At 60.8% G+C, this 18,447-nt stretch carries 11 protein-coding genes; 4 read left to right on the plus strand and 7 right to left on the minus strand.

Going from position 1 to position 18,447, the window contains the following annotated elements; genetic code table 11:
- The first annotated feature begins 374 nt into the window (after positions 1 to 374).
- Entirely contained in the window at positions 375 to 2,762 is a 2,388-nt protein-coding gene (gene cysS, locus PLL20_11175; protein ID HPD30548.1) for a cysteine--tRNA ligase, read from the plus strand.
- A 71-nt stretch (positions 2,763 to 2,833) separates the two neighbouring features.
- Here cysS and PLL20_11180 read toward each other — a convergent pair whose 3' ends face one another.
- Both PLL20_11180 and PLL20_11185 read right to left on the minus strand, forming a co-directional pair.
- Entirely contained in the window at positions 2,834 to 3,448 is a 615-nt protein-coding gene (locus PLL20_11180) for a DUF4276 family protein (GenBank protein HPD30549.1), read from the minus strand.
- Between the two features lie 14 nt (positions 3,449 to 3,462).
- Complete coding sequence (locus tag PLL20_11185) at positions 3,463 to 4,719, minus strand: AAA family ATPase (protein ID HPD30550.1); 1,257 nt, start codon at positions 4,717 to 4,719, stop codon at positions 3,463 to 3,465.
- Positions 4,720 to 5,811: 1,092 nt separating this feature from the next.
- On the opposite strand from PLL20_11185, the gene PLL20_11190 reads away from it, so the two are divergent.
- Positions 5,812 to 6,060, plus strand: a complete 249-nt coding sequence (locus PLL20_11190; GenBank protein HPD30551.1) for a hypothetical protein — start codon at positions 5,812 to 5,814, stop codon at positions 6,058 to 6,060.
- Positions 6,061 to 6,392: 332 nt separating this feature from the next.
- Here PLL20_11190 and PLL20_11195 read toward each other — a convergent pair whose 3' ends face one another.
- Complete coding sequence (locus PLL20_11195; protein ID HPD30552.1) at positions 6,393 to 8,840, minus strand: DUF87 domain-containing protein; 2,448 nt, start codon at positions 8,838 to 8,840, stop codon at positions 6,393 to 6,395.
- A 179-nt stretch (positions 8,841 to 9,019) separates the two neighbouring features.
- Between PLL20_11195 and lepA the strand changes: the two genes are divergently transcribed.
- On the plus strand, positions 9,020 to 10,825 hold the full coding sequence (gene lepA, locus PLL20_11200) for a translation elongation factor 4 (protein ID HPD30553.1): 1,806 nt from the start codon (positions 9,020 to 9,022) through the stop codon (positions 10,823 to 10,825).
- A 556-nt stretch (positions 10,826 to 11,381) separates the two neighbouring features.
- On the opposite strand, the gene PLL20_11205 is transcribed toward lepA, so the two are convergent.
- The 4 genes from PLL20_11205 to rny all read right to left on the minus strand — a co-directional run bounded on the left by PLL20_11205 (position 11,382) and on the right by rny (position 16,507).
- Positions 11,382 to 12,956: a sulfatase gene (locus PLL20_11205; protein HPD30554.1), complete on the minus strand. Its 1,575-nt coding sequence runs from the start codon at positions 12,954 to 12,956 to the stop codon at positions 11,382 to 11,384.
- Between the two features lie 217 nt (positions 12,957 to 13,173).
- Positions 13,174 to 14,523 carry a sulfatase gene (locus tag PLL20_11210; GenBank protein ID HPD30555.1) on the minus strand — a complete coding sequence of 450 codons (1,350 nt, stop codon included), beginning with the start codon at positions 14,521 to 14,523 and terminating at the stop codon, positions 13,174 to 13,176.
- Positions 14,524 to 14,614: 91 nt separating this feature from the next.
- Positions 14,615 to 14,827, minus strand: a complete 213-nt coding sequence (locus PLL20_11215) for a hypothetical protein (protein HPD30556.1) — start codon at positions 14,825 to 14,827, stop codon at positions 14,615 to 14,617.
- A gap of 93 nt (positions 14,828 to 14,920) precedes the next feature.
- Positions 14,921 to 16,507, minus strand: coding sequence for a ribonuclease Y (gene rny / locus PLL20_11220; GenBank protein HPD30557.1), 1,587 nt, complete (start codon positions 16,505 to 16,507; stop codon positions 14,921 to 14,923).
- Between the two features lie 1,041 nt (positions 16,508 to 17,548).
- On the opposite strand from rny, the gene PLL20_11225 reads away from it, so the two are divergent.
- The gene (locus PLL20_11225) at positions 17,549 to 18,091 is read left to right on the plus strand and encodes an ACT domain-containing protein (protein ID HPD30558.1); all 543 of its coding nucleotides are present in this window, start codon (positions 17,549 to 17,551) and stop codon (positions 18,089 to 18,091) included.
- Positions 18,092 to 18,447 lie beyond the last annotated feature (356 nt).

Here is an 18,447-nt window from a genome sequence, read left to right on the forward strand (position 1 = left end):
TACCCGCCGGTCAGACAGTCCTGGCCACGCTGTCACTGACCATCTCGCCCGAGCCTGGAACGTACCACCTGACCCTGACCGATGCTCAGTTCGTCGACACGATCCATGTGACGCACCCCGCTACGACCGGCCAGCCGCTGGAGATCGTGGTCGGCCAATAGAGGCTTGGACAATCCCAGGTCCACCAGACTCGGGCTACCCGTCACAGGACGGCCGCTCCCTCCCGCCTTCGCCGGGCTTTGGCGTGGCAAGCACGCTCGCGGTTCTGAAGAAACCGCAGCGTCTGACCACCTGGAGTTTCACTGGCTCGCCGGGAAGGAGCCGCCGAGACGGCAGGTGATCTTGCATTCCGAATGCGGTACGATTGCGTGGTTATGACCGCGAAGAATGACAGCAAGATGGAATCCACGTCCCCCGGCAAGCGCAATCTGCCGGATCGGCCGGGGCTGCTTTCGTTGATCGGCAACACGCCTCTTGTGCCGATCCGCCGGCTTAATCCCAACCCGAGGGTTGAACTATACGCGAAGCTTGAACGGGCCAATCCGGGCGGTTCGGTCAAAGACCGGATTGCCCTTTACATGATTGAAGAAGCCGAGCGAAGCGGCCAGCTTACGCGGGACAAGACCATTCTGGAGCCGACATCCGGGAATACGGGGATCGGGCTGGCGATGGTAGCGGCCATCAAGGGTTATTCGATCCTGTTGGCGATGAGCGAGGGCGTCTCCGTGGAGCGGCGGAAGATCCTGGCCGCTCTTGGGGCGGAGTTCCTGCTCACGCCTGCCGATCAGGGCACCGACGGGGCCATCGAAAAAGCTTACGAATTAGCCGCCCGGGAGCCCGATCGGTTTTTCCTTCCCGACCAGTACAACAATCGGGCCAATCTTCTCGCACACTACGAGACCACCGCCCCCGAAATCTGGGCGCAGACCCAGGAACGGATCACCCACTTTGTCGCCAGCATGGGCACCACAGGCACGGTGGTCGGGTGCTCCAAGCGGCTCAAGGAGCTGAACCCGGCCGTTCGGGTGATCGGCGTCGAGCCGTATCTAGGGCACCGCATCCAGGGACTCAAGAATCTCAAGGAGGCTTACGTTCCCGGCATCTATGATCGCTCCGCGATTGACGAGAAGATCAACATCGAGGACGACGCGGCTTACGAGATGGCCCGCCGACTGGCTCGGGAGGAAGGCCTTCTGGTCGGCATGAGCTCCGGCGCGGCCATGTTCGTGGCATGCCAGATTGCGGAGAGCATCGATTCCGGCGTGGTGGTGGCGATCTTGCCCGACGGCGGCGAGCGATACCTGTCGACGACGCTGTTTCAGGTGGCCGAGCCCGAGGTCGCGCCTGTGAAGGTCCACTTCTTCAACAGCCTCACGGGCAAGTACGAAGCGTTCGAACCGATATCAAGCGGTGCCAAAGTGACAATGTATTCCTGCGGTCCAACGGTTCACGCCCGCCCGCATCTTGGCGTGTTGAGGCGAATGCTGGCGGCCGATCTCGTCCGCAGGACGTTGGAGCTGGCGGGGTATGACGTCGAGCACGTCGTCGGCATCACCGATTTGGACGACAACACCATCCTGGCGGCCGAAAGCACGGGTCGAGCCATGTCCGAATTGTGTGCCCAGCATGAGGCTGAGTTCCACGAGGATCTGCGGGCTCTGGGCATCAAACCTGCCTCCGCCTACGCACGGGCATCGGAGTCGGTGGACGATATGATCGACCTGACCCGGTCGCTGGTCGAGAAGGGCTTTGCGTACGAGAAGAACCATTCGGTTTACTTTAACATCAGTCGGGTCGAGAGTTATGGGGAGCTATCCGGCAAGGATCTCGGCAAGATCCGAATCGGCGCCACCGTGGACCTCGAGCGGTACGACAAGAATGATCCTCGTGATTTCACGCTGATGCGGAGATGCACCCTGGCCGAGATGCGGAAGGGTCTCAGCCACAGGACCGAATGGGGTAACGTCCGGCCGAGCTGGCACGTGCAGTGCGCGGCGATGGCCCGGGGCAAACTCGGCGACCGCTTCGACATCCACACCGCCGCAACCGATCTGGTCTTTCCGCACAACGAGAACGAACTGGCCGAAAGCAGAGCACTTACCGGCGATTCGCCGGCGCGTTTCTGGTTGCACTCGGAACTGGTGCTGGCCAAGGGCAAGAAGATGGCCTATGGGCAGGACAACTGCATTACCCTTCCCGACCTGCTTGAGAAGGGGTACTCGGCCCGCGAAATCCGCTTCTTCCTCCTGCAGACGCACTATCGACAGCCGATCGAGCTGACCGATGAAGGGCTCGATGCCGCCGCTGCTTCGCTTCGCAGGCTCGACGAGTGCGTTGCCAAGCTGGCTGCGGTCAACACGTCGGGGCCGCGCGTGCCCGAGCTGGGACCTTCCATACTGGCGATGAGAGAGTCTCTGCGGGAAGCGTTGTTCGATGACGTGAACGTATCAGTCGCGCTCGCCGCACTCTTCCGCCTGGTGCGGCAGGCCAATTACTTGATGACGCAGGGTCGGCTCTTCCAGGAAGACGCCAAAGAAGTTATGGCTGCCCTGTGGGCGGTGGATGCGGTCCTCGGCATTCTTTTATCCGCCGAGCCCCCCGCGCACATCTCCCCGGAAATCGAGGATCTTGTCCGGCAACGCGACCAAGCCCGCAAGAAAGGCGACTTTGCCACCGCTGACAGAATCCGCGACGTGCTCACCGCCAGCGGCTATCTGGTCGAGGATTCTCCATCTGGAACGCGAGTCAGGCGACAGAGTTGACTTCAACTGCGAGTCTGGTCGGTTGACCGCGCATTGTGCATTCGAGCGACCCTGCGGGGACTGAAAGGGCCCTACGATTCGAGGAGAGCCCGCAGCCCATCGCGGAAGACCTGGAAGCTTCGCGAGCGATTTCGGCTCGGGTCCATGTGTTTGGCGATCTCCCGAGCCGCCGTCACCTTTGGGTAGCCGCTCTTGAAGTAGCCGTGTCTCTGCAGGACTTGTTCAAGCCGCTCCCAGGTTCCACCCTTGATCCGATCCGGGTCTCGGAAGCCGCTCTTTTGGCCCAACGTCAGAGGGACGCGCGGATAGGCGGCATGTAATGCGGCAACGTCGCCGAAAAACCAGGCCTCCAGCTCCTCAATCGCAATCCGATTGAGCACCTGAAATCCGGCTTGCCCCCCGGAGGACATCTTCGTTCTCAGTCCCGCATCGCCAACGATGCGATCGAGCTTGCGTTTCAACTTCTTGCAGTCCTCCCGGTCGAGGTCGAGGAGCACGACCACCCTCCAGTCCGCCGGAAGAAACCCGGCGTAGGCCCTTATCTTGCTGGGCAAGCAGGCCAGAAGGTCGTGTTTTCCCTGGTGCGCGTGCACGTCAAAGGTTGCCTGGGTCCCCAGCAACCGAGGCAGAAGCTCATCAAGAGCTGCCTTGGCGGAGAGTTCTTCGACAAGGAACTCAATGTGCATCGCGGTCAGTTCCGTCAGGGTCGCTCAGTCTTTCGATGCGGTATCTTCGCTTGGGCTGGCGGCGAGGACGGTTTGGAGGCCAGCGGGTCGCCAACACGGAAATGCCCTTGCATCCAAAGGTATCCCAATTGAGCACCCTCCTCAATGAATTCCGTGATTCCTTCCATTTCCGACGCCTGCTTGGCTTTCGTGTAACCTTTCTCGTCGCGGTACATGATCCAGGTCTCCTGCGGTCGCAGCCCGTTCACGAAGAAGGGTGAATGCGTCGTGATCAACAGTTGGGTGGCCTGTGAAGCCTGGCGGCATTCCTCTGCCAATTCGGGCAGCAGGCGAGGGTGAAGGTGGTTCTCGGGTTCCTCGATGCCCACGAGCCGCGGGGGCGACGGATCATACAGGACAACAAGGTAGGCAAGCATCTTGAGCGTCCCGTCGGATGCAAACTTGGCCATGACCGGCCGTTCGAAAGGGGCATCCTTGATCTGCAAGAGCAGCCGTCCATCAGCCATGATCTCGGCATCAACTTTTTCCAGGCGAGGTACCCTGCGCGATAGAACTTGCAGAATGTGGTCCAGTCGCTCGGGATGCTGCTCTTTGAGGTACTGAATGACGTTGGGCAGGTTGTCTCCCCAAGCCGAGAGCCGTTCCTGTGGCCCGGCTTCGGGCTGACCTCGGGTGTTGTCCGCGGTCAGGTAGGACAGGTACCAGTCCGTTATAAAGCGACGCAAGGCACCCACTCGAGGGTGCCTGGCAAACTGGCCAAGGGTGTTGACGGCCAGAAGCTCCCGCGAATCAAGTTTCTCATCGATGCGCTCGTCTGTCTCCTCCGGTAGCTCGCCGGAAATGACAGTCCCTTGGCCTTCTGAGAAATCCAGGAAGTTGAACGGTCGACCCGCCTTACCCACTTTTCTGGTCCATCTCAGCCATTCCTTCGCGACGTACGGTCCTTTCGAATCCTCCGCGATATCCAAATGGTAGGTGATGATTGGTAGATTGACCTCCTTGTACTTGACCTCGATAGTGATCGGACCTTCGCAGCCACGGGTCCGCAACTCCTTGAAGCGACCACGTTTGTCCCACGCCTTGCGCAGGCCAACGGAGAAGCACTCCGAAAGGAAGGCGAAGACGTCAAATATTGTTGACTTGCCACTCCCGTTGGGTCCGACGAACACCGTGAGCGGGGTCAGGTTCCGCAGTTCGAGATCGTGAAGGGCGCGGTAGTTCTGGACCCGAAGGTACTGAATCCTTGGCGGAGCTTGTGCGGTGTGCTGCATGTTGTGGCCTCAATCAGACATTCCGGTTGTGCGACAGGGTTATTGTACCCGAAGGCGACTGGGCCGAAAACATAGCTCGGACCGTTGTTCAGAGTGCCTTTCCGGGTTCCTCGTCGCGGGGGGCTGAGGTCCCTGCGAAGCCGCTGAGAAAGCAGAAGTGGACGACGAAGTCTCCTCTTCAACCGAATGTGCTGCCGATCTCGACGCAGATTCCAGCCACCGATTCGGTCCCTGCTTCCCGATGGGAATCCAGCCCGTGAATAATCTGGGACGACTACATGGGAGCTTGCCACAAAGAAAATGGGACTATTGCGGATCGCCCCGATCAACTGGTCGGGCAGACGTTCGGGGCATCCTTCCGGTCGTGCGGATCTGCTTTGTCTCTTCTGTCGTATCTGTTGCGCGTTTTGCGCACATGTTTCCGGATTACAGTGCGTTTTGGTTGCTACCCGCAAAGAGGCGGTCCGACTTAGGTTAGAGCGCGCTGGCCGGCTGTGGAGTCGATGAAAACGAGGGAGGACGATTACATGTCAGTCACGTGCCCGAAGTTGTCGCTTTGCGACCTTGTGCGGCAGACTGGTGCAGGCAGTCCGGCTCCGGCCGCAGCTTGGTTTTCGGGGCGAGCCACAGCCGAAGAGTCTGGCGGAACGGCCACGGATCTGACACAAAGATCGAAGTTGCTGCGGGCCGACCAGTGCGTTTCGAGAGAACAGCGACGTCAAGATCGACCCGGCCACGGCGGACCGTGAATCGCGTTTCATGAGGCGCGAAGGCAAGCTCATGCTTGTCGCGGATCAACAACTTGCCTGCCGCTCGGCTCGAAGAGAGCTGCTTTTCGGGACAAAGCGCAGAGGCCTTGCCTGGTCGCGGTGGCGCCGATCCTGCCAGAACGGCAGACTGTCGGCATCCTGCATCGGTAACGCCGAACATAAGTCTTTACAGAAAAGCCATTTAAAACGATGCTCCCGTTTTATTCTCTGGCATGTCTTTTGCTAGCGCGGAATCGCGAGCGGTAGCAGAAGGACAGATAGAGTAGGCGGTCAGTCGGAGGCTGAGATCAAGTACGCGTCTGCAGGACGAGGAGGTGAAACCATGCGAGTACGTGAGTTTTTTGCCTTCGAAGCTGCTGACCTGGGTTTCTTGTGGAAGCACCAACTGATGCTGGGGATTCTGCTGATCGCCATCGGTTTGTGCGTCATCTTGTTTCCGGGATTGCTTGAACTCCTGGTGGCCACAACCGCAGCAGTAGTGGGCATCAGCATGATCGGGTCAGCGCTGCGTTTTCGTCGTCTGTACAGGCGACACCGTGATTTCTCGTTGATCGACGAGTTCGAATGGTAGCGGAGAATCGGCCATGGTGCGTTGGATCCTGTTTGTGTGGACCTGCTTCGCGGCCGTGGTTTCGCTTTCCGTTGGCACTTGGTCCGCGATCGTTCCCTATGGTTCCATCTGGATGGGCATCCTCTTTGCCGTGGTAGGCATCGGGCTGGTCGTTGGCATTAGTCTGCATGCCTGGGGGGAAGCAGCGTCGCGAAGCCCTGAACGCTCCGTGCCTCGCGTATCGGCACCGCGAACACGACAACCGCGGGGTCGTCGTGAGCCCGTGCCAGCGGCCGCGTGAGCTTTCGTTGCTTTCACCGTTTGCAGGAAGCCGAGAACGGCGGGCGAATGGTTCAGCCACCCACTTGTGACCTTGTATCCCAGCACGGTTCCCACACCAGCAGGACGGACCGCACACTGATGTCCGACTTTTTGGGACGGACTGCGATGTGCTCCAACGCCTCGCCGGTCTGCTGACTAATCGCATCGATATCCGCCCGCAATTGAGCCTCGAGATCGGCGATCTTCTGCTGCACCGCCTCGACCGATTCCTCTGCCCGGCGGACGTCTCCTGCCTCCTTCATGGAGCGTCCTACGCCGCGGACGGCGCTGCCCGCACGACCGATGTTCAGAACGCCGGCCGTCTTTCTGCCAAAGAGGGCCGAGAGGATTGCCCCGCCAAACGAGACGGCCGTGGAGAGCTTTGAGGCCCGCGATTGTTCCTCTTGAACCTCCACGGCTTGCCGGGCCCGGCGCAGACGTTCCTGCAGGACGTTCATCCGAGAAGCATACTTCTCCCTCAGCCGCGTGACCTCGTCGTCGCGTCGCTCGCGAGCGGCTTGCGAGATCCGCAGTTGAAACTCGCGCTCGCTCTCGCCGGGGCGGCTCACTATCTCGAGACTCGGACATCGAAGCAGCTCCAGAACAGATCTCCGGTAGAGCATATCCGCGAAGTCTTTTTTCCAGGCTTGATAGGACCGCTCGTTGGCGGCTTCCGGGGGCAACGGGGCGAAGGAGGCCGTAGCGGCTGGGTCAGGATCAAGGTCGGCCTCGCCGAGGTCCGTCGTTTGCGCGGAGTCCCATTCCACCGGCGAGCCGCTCCGTGGGATCAGCGGCACCAAGTAAACCACTCGCTGTTCCTGGTCGATGCTGAGCTTGGTGTCAGCGTAACGGAGCGTCGCGGTCGCCAGCAGCATGGGGCGATATACCGCGTTTGGACCGGCCGGTACCGAGCGGGCAGGGATGAATGCCTGTCGGACGCCGGGGGGCAGGATGGGCCTCGAAGTCCTCTCGGCCGGCACCCGCACGGTCGGAGATGGAACAGCCTCCGCGGGCAAAGCGCCTTCACGCTGAGGCATTCTTACCGGAGCCTCCTTTGAGACAATCCGGCGATAGGGATCCATCAGCATCCGGATTTGCCGGCGGGTCAGCGGCCCGCGAAGATAGGACATTGCCCAGCGTGTGTGGATAACCGCGGGCGTATCCTCGTGCACATTGTTCATCAGGAAGACGCGATTCTCCAACTGTGAGAGCATCTTATCGATGGCGGCTCGGTCGAATTCGCTCGAAGCGCCGGCCGCGGCTCCCTCCAGCCCATCCAGCACCCGGTCCTTATCTCGCTGCGTCAGGAGCCGACCGATGAACCAGGTGCCGGCGTTCGCCAAGCCCTTATAGTCGAGGTCTACCGGGTTCTGGGTGGCCAGCACCACCCCAAGGCCAAATGCCCTCGCTTGTTTCATCAGCGTCAGCAGCGGGGCCTTGGACGGGGGGTTCGACACCGGCGGGAAGTAACCGGCGATCTCGTCCATGTACAGCAATGCTCGCAGGCTGGCGGTCCCGGATTGGCTGCGAACCCAACCCAGAGTCGCGCTGAGCAACAGCGAAACGAAGAACATGCGTTCGGCGTCATTGAGGTGAGCAATCGAGAAGATGGCCACGCGCGGCTTGGCAGCCGCCGTATAGAGCATCTCGCCGACATTCAGCGGCTCACCTTCCAGCCATCGGCTGAAGTCCGGCGAGGCGATCAGGTTATTCAACCGGACCGCTAGGGCGAACCGATCCGCGGCCGGATAGAAACTCTCCAGCTCCATTACGCCCAGCCGACTGAACGGCGGATTCTGAATGGCTGCGATCAGGGCGGGCATATCAAGCCCCTGCCCCTGGTTCCAGGCGTTGTTGAGGATGGTACTCAGAAGAACGTGCTCGCGGCTCTGCACCGGGTCGGCCTCGATGCCCAACAGGCCGAGGAGGCCGGCGGTTACACCGGCCACGCGCTCCCGCATGGCCTCGGAATCACCCACAACCTCCGGTGGCGGAGCGGCGAATGACTTCAACACGGCCACGGGAAGGCCCGCATCACTGCCCGGAGTGTAGACGACGAACTCCGCCGAGTCGCGCAAGCGCTGAATGCGGCTGCCGTCCTGGTCCCAGTCAGCCAGACCGCGCTGCCACAGCTCCGCCTGCTTGGCGGCGTAGGAATCCGGATCAAGCCCCTGGCGGCGGGCATCCTCCTCGTTGATCCAGGGGCGAAAGTCCTGCGGACGTAATTCCGGAAAGGTCAAAAGCAGATTTGTCAGATCGCCCTTGGGGTCGATGACAATCGCGGGAATCCCGTCAATTGCCGCCTCTTCCAGAAGCGTGACGCAGAGGCCGGTCTTACCGCTCCCGGTCATACCCACGACAACCGCGTGTGTGACCAGATCGCGGCTGTCGTACAGCACCAGGTCCGTGGTTGGGCGGCGCTGTTGCAGGTCATAAGTGCGACCAAGATAGAAAGCACCCAGTTTCTCGTAGGTTTGCATGGCAATTACTCAGCAGTGGCGGCGAGGTCCGTACCGACAGATCCGAAGGGGTAAGTCTATCACGGTGAAGGTGCGAAGCAACGGAAAGGTCGCGAAACAGCCAGCATCAAGCTCTTTCATAACTGTCCGATAGTCGATAGACTATAGGGTCCACACGCAAAAGGGAGTTCCCAGCGACGATGTTTGACCGGAACCTGATTCGCAACTTCAGCATCATTGCCCATGTGGATCACGGCAAGAGTACACTGGCCGATCGGATCCTGGTCGCCACTAAAGCCGTGCCAGCACGGGAGATGCGCGCTCAGTTCCTCGACGACATGGAGATCGAGCGGGAGCGGGGGATCACCATCAAGGCCAACCGGGCGACGGTTTTCCACGAGCATGAGGGACAGGAGTACATGCTGAACTTGATCGATACCCCCGGCCACGTGGATTTCCATTACGAGGTCTCCCGGGCCCTGGCGGCCTGCGAGGGCGTGCTGCTCCTGGTCGATGCCGGGCAGGGCGTGCAGGCCCAGACGGTGGCCAACGCCTACTTGGCGGTTGCGGCCGGGCTGGATATCATCCCGGTGGTCAACAAAATCGACCTGCCCGGGGCCATGCCCGAAGACGTCGCGCTGGAGATCGAGCACGTCCTGGGATTGCCGGCCGAGCATGCCGTTTTCACCTCCGCCAAGACCGGTTTTGGAATCGACGAATTGTTCCGGGCAATTATCGAAAGGATCCGGCCGCCTGCCGGCAGTATTGATGTCCCGCTGCGCGCCTTGGTTTATGACGCCAAGAACGACGTTCACCGTGGCGTGGTCTGCCACGTTCGGGTGATGGACGGTTCCATCAAGCGCGGCGACAAGATTGTCCTCATGGCTGCCGGGCGAGGGTATACCGTTTCAGAAATCGGCAAGTTCATGCCCAAGCCGCAGGCGGTCGACTCGATTGCCGCCGGCGAGGTGGGCTACCTGATTGCGGGCATCAAGACCATTCACGACGTGAACATCGGTGATACCATCACCCTGGAAAGCAACCGGGCGGCAACGGCGCTGCCCGGTTACCAGCCGCCACAGAGGATGGTGTTCTGCGACTTTTACCCCGGGCCGATGACCGAAGCCCCGCAGCTTCGAGAGGCGCTGGAAACGTTGTGGCTTAACGACAGCTCGTTCTCGTTCGAGCCGGTGCACAGCAACGCTCTGGGTTTCGGCTTCCGCTGCGGGTTCCTCGGCCTGCTGCACATGAATATCATCCAGGAGCGCCTGGAGCGGGAAGGTGGAGTCGACGTCGTTCAGACCGCCCCGACGGTGACCTACGAGATTCTCAAGAAGAGCGGTGAGGTAATTCACATCGACTCGCCGAGCGAGTTGCCGGACATGTCGGTCGTCGAGGAGATTCGCGAGCCGATGATCACCGCCAACCTGATCGTGCCGGCCGATTCGATCGGTTCGATCATGAAGATCGCCGAGGACCGCCGCGGCAAATACCTCAAGACCGAGTACCTCTCGCCCACGCGAGTGATGCTGACCTATGAGTTCCCATTGGCCGAGACCATCTTCGACTTTTACGACCGCCTGAAAGCGGCAACCAAGGGCTACGGGACCATGGACTACGAGCTGCACGGCTACCATGCCGACGATCTGGTCAAGATGGATATCCTGGTCAATGGCACGCCCGTGGACGCTCTTTCGGTCATCGTTCACCGTGAGAAGGCCGAGCGTCGCGGGCGGGCTTTGATCAAGCGGCTTCGCAAGGAGATCGCCCGGCACCTGTTCGACATTCCGCTTCAGGCGGCTATTGGCGGCCGGATCATCGCCCGCGAGACCATCAAGGCTCTTCGCAAGGACGTGACCGCCAAATGCTACGGCGGGGACGTCACCCGGAAACGCAAGCTGCTCGAAAAGCAGAAAGAGGGCAAGAAGCGCATGAAAATGGTCGGCCAGGTCACCATCCCCCAGGAGGCCTTCATGGCCATCCTTGATCCGGGGGATGACGGTTAATCTATTGAGCAAGAGACGGAGTGGCCATGTCCTGCCGCACGAAGGGAAGGCAAGACTTGCCCGACGAACCGCCCGAAATCGACCGCGCTGCAGATGACACCGGGCTCCGCTGCCCGACTTGCGGCTACAATCTTACCGCTTTGACCTCTGCTCGTTGCCCGGAATGCGGCGCTGCTTTTGTTATCGCGAAACCAGGGCAGATTCCTCACCTCGAAGCACAGAGTTTCGCCCTAACCCCCTCGATGTTTTGCCCCAATTGTGGCCATCCGGCCCGAGGTTTCATGCCCAAGTCTTGCCGAAAATGCGGGTATCAGTTCACCCTGTGGCAAAGGGTCTTCGGTATCCGACACTGCACGGGGTGACGTCGGAGCCCGCCCAACGCAAGATCACCTTCATCCGTGACCCCGGCGATGAATCGGTAAGGTGAGCGCGAAAGCTCTCAATCACCGCACGTATGTACTGACCCCTGGCCGGTAGAGTCGGACACCCTCAGCCGGCCTTTCACGCCGCCGCCGATTCAAAAAAAGACAGCCGACCGATCCGACAGCCCCTGCGACTATCGCTCGACGGGTCCCAGCGCGGTCTTCACGAGGTTCCGCTCATCGTCGTACCAGTCGGCGTAAGCGGTGCCGGGCAGGAATTCATCGTGGGCATCGGCCAGCAGTTCCGCCAGGCGGATGCGCAACGCGTGGAGAAGGGGCAAGTCCTTTGGGCTCTCCGCCAGGTTTTTCATCTGGTAGGGGTCCTCGACGTTGTCGTAGAGTTCTTCCTTGCCGTCTAGCCATTTGACGTACGTGTATCGCTCGGTCCGAATGCCACGCCATTCGGGCCAGTTCGTGCCGGTGTCGAAGAAATCCCAATGCGACACGTAGTTGGCCATAAGGACCGCGTCGCGGTCGATTCGCCTATTGCCCATAAGCGCGCCGCTCAGATCCGTGCCGTCGCAGGTCGTTGGTGCTTGCAGGCCGGCAAGCCCGCACAACGTCGGGAAATGGTCCATCGGCGTCAATAGAACGTCGATCCGCTTTCCGGCAGGTATGCGACCGGGCCAGCGGATGATGCACGGGACGTTCACTGCCTCACGGTAGGGCACCATCTTGTTCTGGCGGCCGTGGCTGCCCAGCATGTCGCCATGATCGGACGTCAACACCACGATGGTGTTCTGGGCCAGGCCCGACTTGTCCAGAAAATCGAGCACCCGCCCGAAGGCATCATCAAAGTTCTTGACCATCGCGTAGTAGCAACGAGCGGGCAGGGGATTCTTGCGAAGGGCGTGGTCCTCAGGCACGTTGGGGGCCCAGATCAGGTCCTGCCGAATCTGCTCCAGGTAACCCGCCGGGCAGTCCTGGGGCTTCCACGGCGGGTGAGGCGGATGCGGCGCGACCATCAGAAAGAACGGCTGTCGCTTTTCCTGCTGCCTTCGCATGAACTCGATCGCCATGTCCATCTCGGCATCAGTCTCATATCCCTTCATGATCAGCCGCTGCGGCGAGTCTTCATAGTAGAAGGCATTATTGAACGTCGTGTGGAAGTTGTACGCTTGCCAGTGGTCGTATCCCAGCCGGGCCGGGCCGGGCGGGACATATTCGGTCTCCGGGTTTTCCTTCTGGTATTCGGCCTGCATCCTCTGGATCCGCCGGCCATCTTCGGGAGTGACGGCGTGCTTGCCTGCTTTCTTCAGTCTGCCGGACGCCAGGTGCCACTTACCGATGAAGCCTGTCCGGTAGCCTGCGTCCCGAAACACGTGGGCAATGCAGCGCTGACGAGGGTTGGCTTCAACCCAATTGAGGACCAGGCCGCTGTGCGTGGGGTAGCGGCCGGTTTGCAGCATGCCCCGGTACGGCGTGCAGAGGGGGCAGGTGGACACGGCATTGATGAAGGTGACGCCTTGCGAGGCCAGCCGGTCAATATTCGGGGTGGTGGTGTTCTTCCCCCCGTAGACACCGCAGGCATCGGCTCGAAGCTGATCGTCGAAAACCACCAGCACATTGGGCGGCGCGGTCGTCTGCGAAGGCCCGGCGGTTGACTGCGAGAAGGCGGGTCTGCCGCCCCGGTGCACGACTGCGGCCACAACGAAAACGGCGAGCCAGCAACAAACGCCTCGCACGCAAGTTGTTCGAATGGCATTCATGTCGATCACTGGAATCTCCTGTCATGGCGGGTGTCACGCGCCGCCGGCGTCGGCGGATCCGGGCGAGCAGGCGAGTCGGGCAATCAACAGAATTGCGGGCCAACGAGTTGCAGACTGACCCGGATAGCGGCTCCTTCATCCCGCCTTGCATGAACGGCCACCGGGACGCAAGGCTATACTGCCGGCGGGGCTCCGTAAAGATCGGCCGACCGCGGGCTTATTCGCCAGGAACCCGGTCGGTGAGCTGGCACTTGACCGGCTGGACAGTCGCCTTGTGCCGTTCGATCTCGGCCAGCAGATCGGCCACCACATCGGGGTGTTCCTTGGCCACATCGAACCGCTCCGATGGATCCTGCTCAAGCTGGAAGAGCAACGGCGGATCGTGCGTTTCGATATTCTTCCCGTAGCCGTCCTGGGTGATCAGATGGGCTTTCCACGGGCCCTTGCGAACGGCCATGAGTCTCTGGCCGCGGTAGTAGAAATGGATATTGCGATTGCCTGGGCCCGTTCCGAACAATACCGGGCCCATGTCCACGCCGTCGAGGACCCGGTCCTTGGGGATCTCGCCGCCGGCCAGTCGGACGAACGTCGGAAACAGGTCCATGGTTCCGGCCAGTGCCGTCGTCACCTGGCCGGCCTTGATTCGTCCCGGCCACCAAGCGATGCCCGGCTCGCGCATACCGCCTTCCCAAGTGCTTCCTTTGCCGTCCCGCAGCAGCCCCGCCGAGCCACCATTCTGCCGTTGCGTCAGCCATGGCCCGTTGTCGCTGGTGAAGAACACCAGTGTATTCTGGGCCAAGCCGAGCTCCCGCAATGTCTGCAGCACGTGTCCGACGCTCCAGTCGAGTTCCTCGACCACATCACCATAGAGACCCCGTGGACTCGTGCCCTTGTATCGTGCGGAAGCGTGCAAAGGCACGTGCGGGAACGTATGCGCGAAGTAAAGGAAGAACGGCTTGTCGCGATTAGCTTTGATGAAGCGGACGGCCTCCTCGGTATATCGCGGCGTCAGCGTCTCCTGGACGGCCGGCTCCTCGACGGTTTGTTCGTTCCGCATCAGCGGCGTCGGTTTCATGTCGTTGCTGTAGGGAATGCCGAAGTAGCCGTCGAAGCCGTGCTTTGTGGGCAGGTACTGCGGCAGGTGTCCAAGGTGCCACTTGCCGACGCACATCGTCGCATAGCCCCGGGCCTTGAGGGCTTCACCCAGCGTGACCTCGCCGTCGGGAATGCCCCCTGCCGACGAGGGGAACAACACCCGCGGGTTGTCACTGCACATCCCGCTGCGGATCGGCAGCCGGCCAGTCATCAGCGCCGCACGGCTGGGCGTACAGACCTCGCCGGCCGAGTAGAACTGCGTGAAACGCATCCCCTCGGCGGCCATCCGATCAAGATTGGGAGTGCGGATCGTCGGGTGACCATAGCAGCCCAGGTCGCCGTAGCCCAGATCGTCGGCGAAGATGATCACGAAATTGGGCGGGCGATCGGCGGCAACAACCGCACCTGAGAATGCAAAGAAGGCGACTTGGAGAACCGCAGTCGACCACAGCGATCTCTGAACTGTTCGCATTCTAGCTGCCTCCTTGGTTTCGGGGCCGCCCGAATCCGGACGCCACAAGTCCGCAGAATGACCCAACGACTCGATCAACGCTTACTACCAATTATGCCTTGAAAAAGATGGCGGCCAGGCCGATCGCAAGAAAGACGATCGCGATGATAATCCCGATCATCTGCCTGCGGATGGCGAGACGCTGCAAGCGCACCGACTCGTCGATGGCCCGGTTGCCGATCTCCCGCTGCTCTCTGGCCAAGGCCAGTTGTTCCCGCTGATTGTCGCGTATCTCCGTCAACAATCTGACAACGTCGTCTTCCATTTGCAGCACCCCAAGAAGACAAAACAACTTCAGAACGAGCGGAACGAGCATCTGCCTCGCCAGCAGTTGCCGCGGCGATCCGGCGTCTGACGACTATCGTGCGAACTCGACCGCCCGCATTTCGCGGATCAGGGTGACCTTGACCTCGCCGGGGTAGGTCATCTCCTGTTCGATGCGTTTAGCGATGTCGTAGGCCGTCTTGGAAGCCATGCTGTCGTCGACGTTGGCGGCATCAACGATCACGCGGATTTCGCGGCCGGCCTGGACGGCATAGGATTGCTTCACGCCGGGGAAGCTGTTGGCGATACCCTCGAGTTGTTCGAGCCGCTTGATATAACGTTCCAACGACTCGCGGCGGCTGCCCGGCCTCGAGGCACTGATCGCGTCGGCGGCCGCCACCAGGGCGGTGTACGGGCTGATGGCTTCAACGTCGCCATGATGTCCGACGATGGCGTTGATCACCTCCGGCCGCTCGCCGAATCGCTTGCAGATATCGGCGCCGATCTGGGGATGGCCGCCCTCCACCTCATGGTCGACGGCCTTGCCGATGTCATGGAGCAGCCCACATCGGCGGGCCAGAGCTCCGTTCAAACCGAGTTCGTCGGCCATGACTTGGCACAGGAACGCTACCTCGATGCTGTGCTGAAGGACGTTTTGCCCGTAGCTTGTGCGATAGCTCAGCCGCCCGAGCAGATCGATGATCTTGCGATTCAGGCCGCCGACGTTGGCCTCCACGGCGGCCTTTTTGCCGCGTTCGACGATCTCACGGGCCACCTCCGCTCCCGTTTCCTCGACGACTTCTTCGATCCGCGACGGGTGGATGCGTCCGTCATGAATGAGTTTCTCCATCGACAGTCGGGCCACCTCACGGCGAACCGGATCGAACGCGCTGACCACCACGACACCGGGAGTGTCGTCCACGATGACGTCCACACCGGTGGCCTTTTCAAACGCCCGGATATTGCGGCCCTCACGGCCGATGACGCGGCCCTTCATGTCGTCCGAAGGTACATCCACCGTGCTGACGGTGTTGACGCTGGTGTGCTCACTGGCATACCGCTGGATCGCGGTGACCACGATCTCGCGGGACTTATTCTCGGCCGTCTCACGAGCCTCGGTCAGAATCCTGTCGACCATCTCGGCGGCGTCGTGTTCCACCTCGTGCCGGATCTGGTTGAGAAGCAGGTTGCGGGCCTCATCGATGCTCAACCCGGTGATTCGGAGCAACTGGGCGCGCTGTTGCTCCAGAATCTCAGTCAGTTGGGTTTCTTTCTGGGCCAGGGATGCTTCCCGACTGCTCAGTCTTTGCTCGGCCTGCTCGAGGGCTCGCTCCTTGGTTACCAGGGTATCGAGCTTTTTATCCAGGTTGTCAGCCCGTTTCTCCAGCCGGCGCTCCTGTTCCTTCAATTCGTCGCGGATGGCGGCGCTCTTCTTCTCGAATTCATCCATTCGCTGGATGAACTCGCCTTTGGCGTCGACCTCCGCCCGTTTGATGATCACCTCCGCTTCGTTTTTCGCTTTTTCGATGATCTGGGCGGCATCGCGTTGTGCGGTGGCGAGTTTCTGCTTGCCGAAGATCCGCAGGCCCATGTAAGTGGCAACGGCCCCGGTAATCAACGAAGAGATCACCAATAGCGCCGGAACATAATCTGCCACAGCCAAAGTGAAAGGCAGTCCCATTCTACACCTTCCTGATCGGTCTCTATGCTGCCGGCCGGCAAGGAGCGCGGATTGAGCACATCCCCGCCCGATCACGGAGCGGATTAAAGTAAATCATCTAGATACGGTCAGGAGAGCTACCGGAAACGAGCCCTGGGATTCGGCAGGGGGACCGCCGTCGGCAAAGTCAAGGCGAGGTTCTGCAGACAATCGTTCGAACGCCGCCAGCACCGCAGGTTTGTGGTGTCGTGCCTTCGGTCACATGCAGGTGGTAAGTCGCTGTGGGCATCTATCCGGTGCGATCGGGAGGGCTCTGGTCGGGACTCCGCGCCCCGTGGGCCCTGCACGCGGCGTCTGTCCGACATCCGCAAGTCGCCTGACCGGTGCCACCTGGATTTCTCAAGCCACTCACCTTCCTTAATACTTCGCGCGACCTTGGTTTGCGGTCGACACCACCTCTTCGGCACGCTGGCCGTCAACACCGATGAACGCGCTGTGGGTTCAGTCCCCACTCTGATATCCGCCGGAACCCGGATCGAGCACCGGCCGATACCACTATCTGTGTGAACCTCAGGATTGACCTTGCCTTGGGCAAGGTACCATCCGGATTATATGAATCTCCCGACGATCAAGGCCCGACCATACGGTCGCATGACCTAGACCCGAACTCCCCGATCGCCCGCCGCTGTTGTCGAACTTTCCCAAACGGCAGTCAATCGGTCGAGTTCCCGTATGAAAATACCTCTCCGCGCCTTTCTCGACGCGAGGGGTCAACACGCATTATAAGGTTTCTGTAAGGATCGTCAAGTGCGGCGGATATGATGCCCTGTACAACCTCTTCCAGCCAAAAAGGTTACACATAGGCGAAAAACCGTCACGGTTAATTTTCTTGGCCGGTCTGCGGTTCCGGCCTCCAGCTTACGGTGACCTGAGTGACCGTCGGCCGCGGATTGAAATAGCCCAATTGGGCTCCTACACTGGTCGAACCGTCGTCTTGGCCCCGCTGCGGTGGTTCGACGGTCGGGGTCGTCATGCCGGACCGGCTTTGGAAGGTGCTTGGGAATGCCCAACTACGCTTTGCTGACTGCCAGTGGACCCGACCGCCCTGGGATCGTCGCGGCCATCACCGGGGTGCTCTTGGAAAGCGACTGCAACATCGAGGACTCGCAAATGGCTCGTTTGGCCTCCGACTTTGCGTGCATGCTCATGATTCGCATGCCGGAGGGCATGGCAAGCCGCCAACTTGAGGATCGCTTGTCCGGGGTGGCCGGGGAGCTCGGTTTGCGCATGTACCTGCAGGATCTCAGGCCCGAAGAGGCGCGCGAGGCCAGGTCGTCACAGTCCAAGCACCTGATTCACGTCTATGGTGCGGATCGAAAGGGCATTATCCACCGGATCAGCAAGCGGCTGGCCGAGTTCGGCGTCAACATCACCAATCTCCACACCGAGGTCATTCATCACGCCCAGCCCCTGTACGTGATGTTGCTCGAAGTGGAGATACCCCCCTCCGTGGACGCCGGTCGTCTTCAGGACGACCTGATGGCTATCGGCCGTGAGATCGAGGTGACCGTCGCCATGAAGCCCAAGGATGACGCCCGGTTCTAACATGTTGGCTGCCGGCAACCGGGACACACAACATGAATCCGTACGAGCTTCACGACCCACGCCTTGTTGGCAGCAGGTGTCCATCATGCCGGAGGTGCGGGTGACATCTATCCGCATGGTGTGAGCAGCTCTTGATTTCCGCAGGCGATCGGAAGGTTCCGGCTTCGCACGGGGTCTGCATGACAAGGCTACCCCAATTGAGGAGTCGGGGCGGTGATGCTCACATCGATTGGGCCGTAACCGGGAGGTCGTGGCGGTTTCCGGCCGGCAACACTGCGTGCGGAAGACCCAAGGCTTGTGTCAAGTGGTTCACGGCACATTTGAGGTCTCTGCGGTCCTGAGCCGCGGGTGCTGCG

This window comes from Phycisphaerae bacterium (assembly GCA_035384605.1).
In the GTDB taxonomy this organism is placed as follows: Bacteria; Planctomycetota; Phycisphaerae; order UBA1845; family PWPN01; genus JAUCQB01.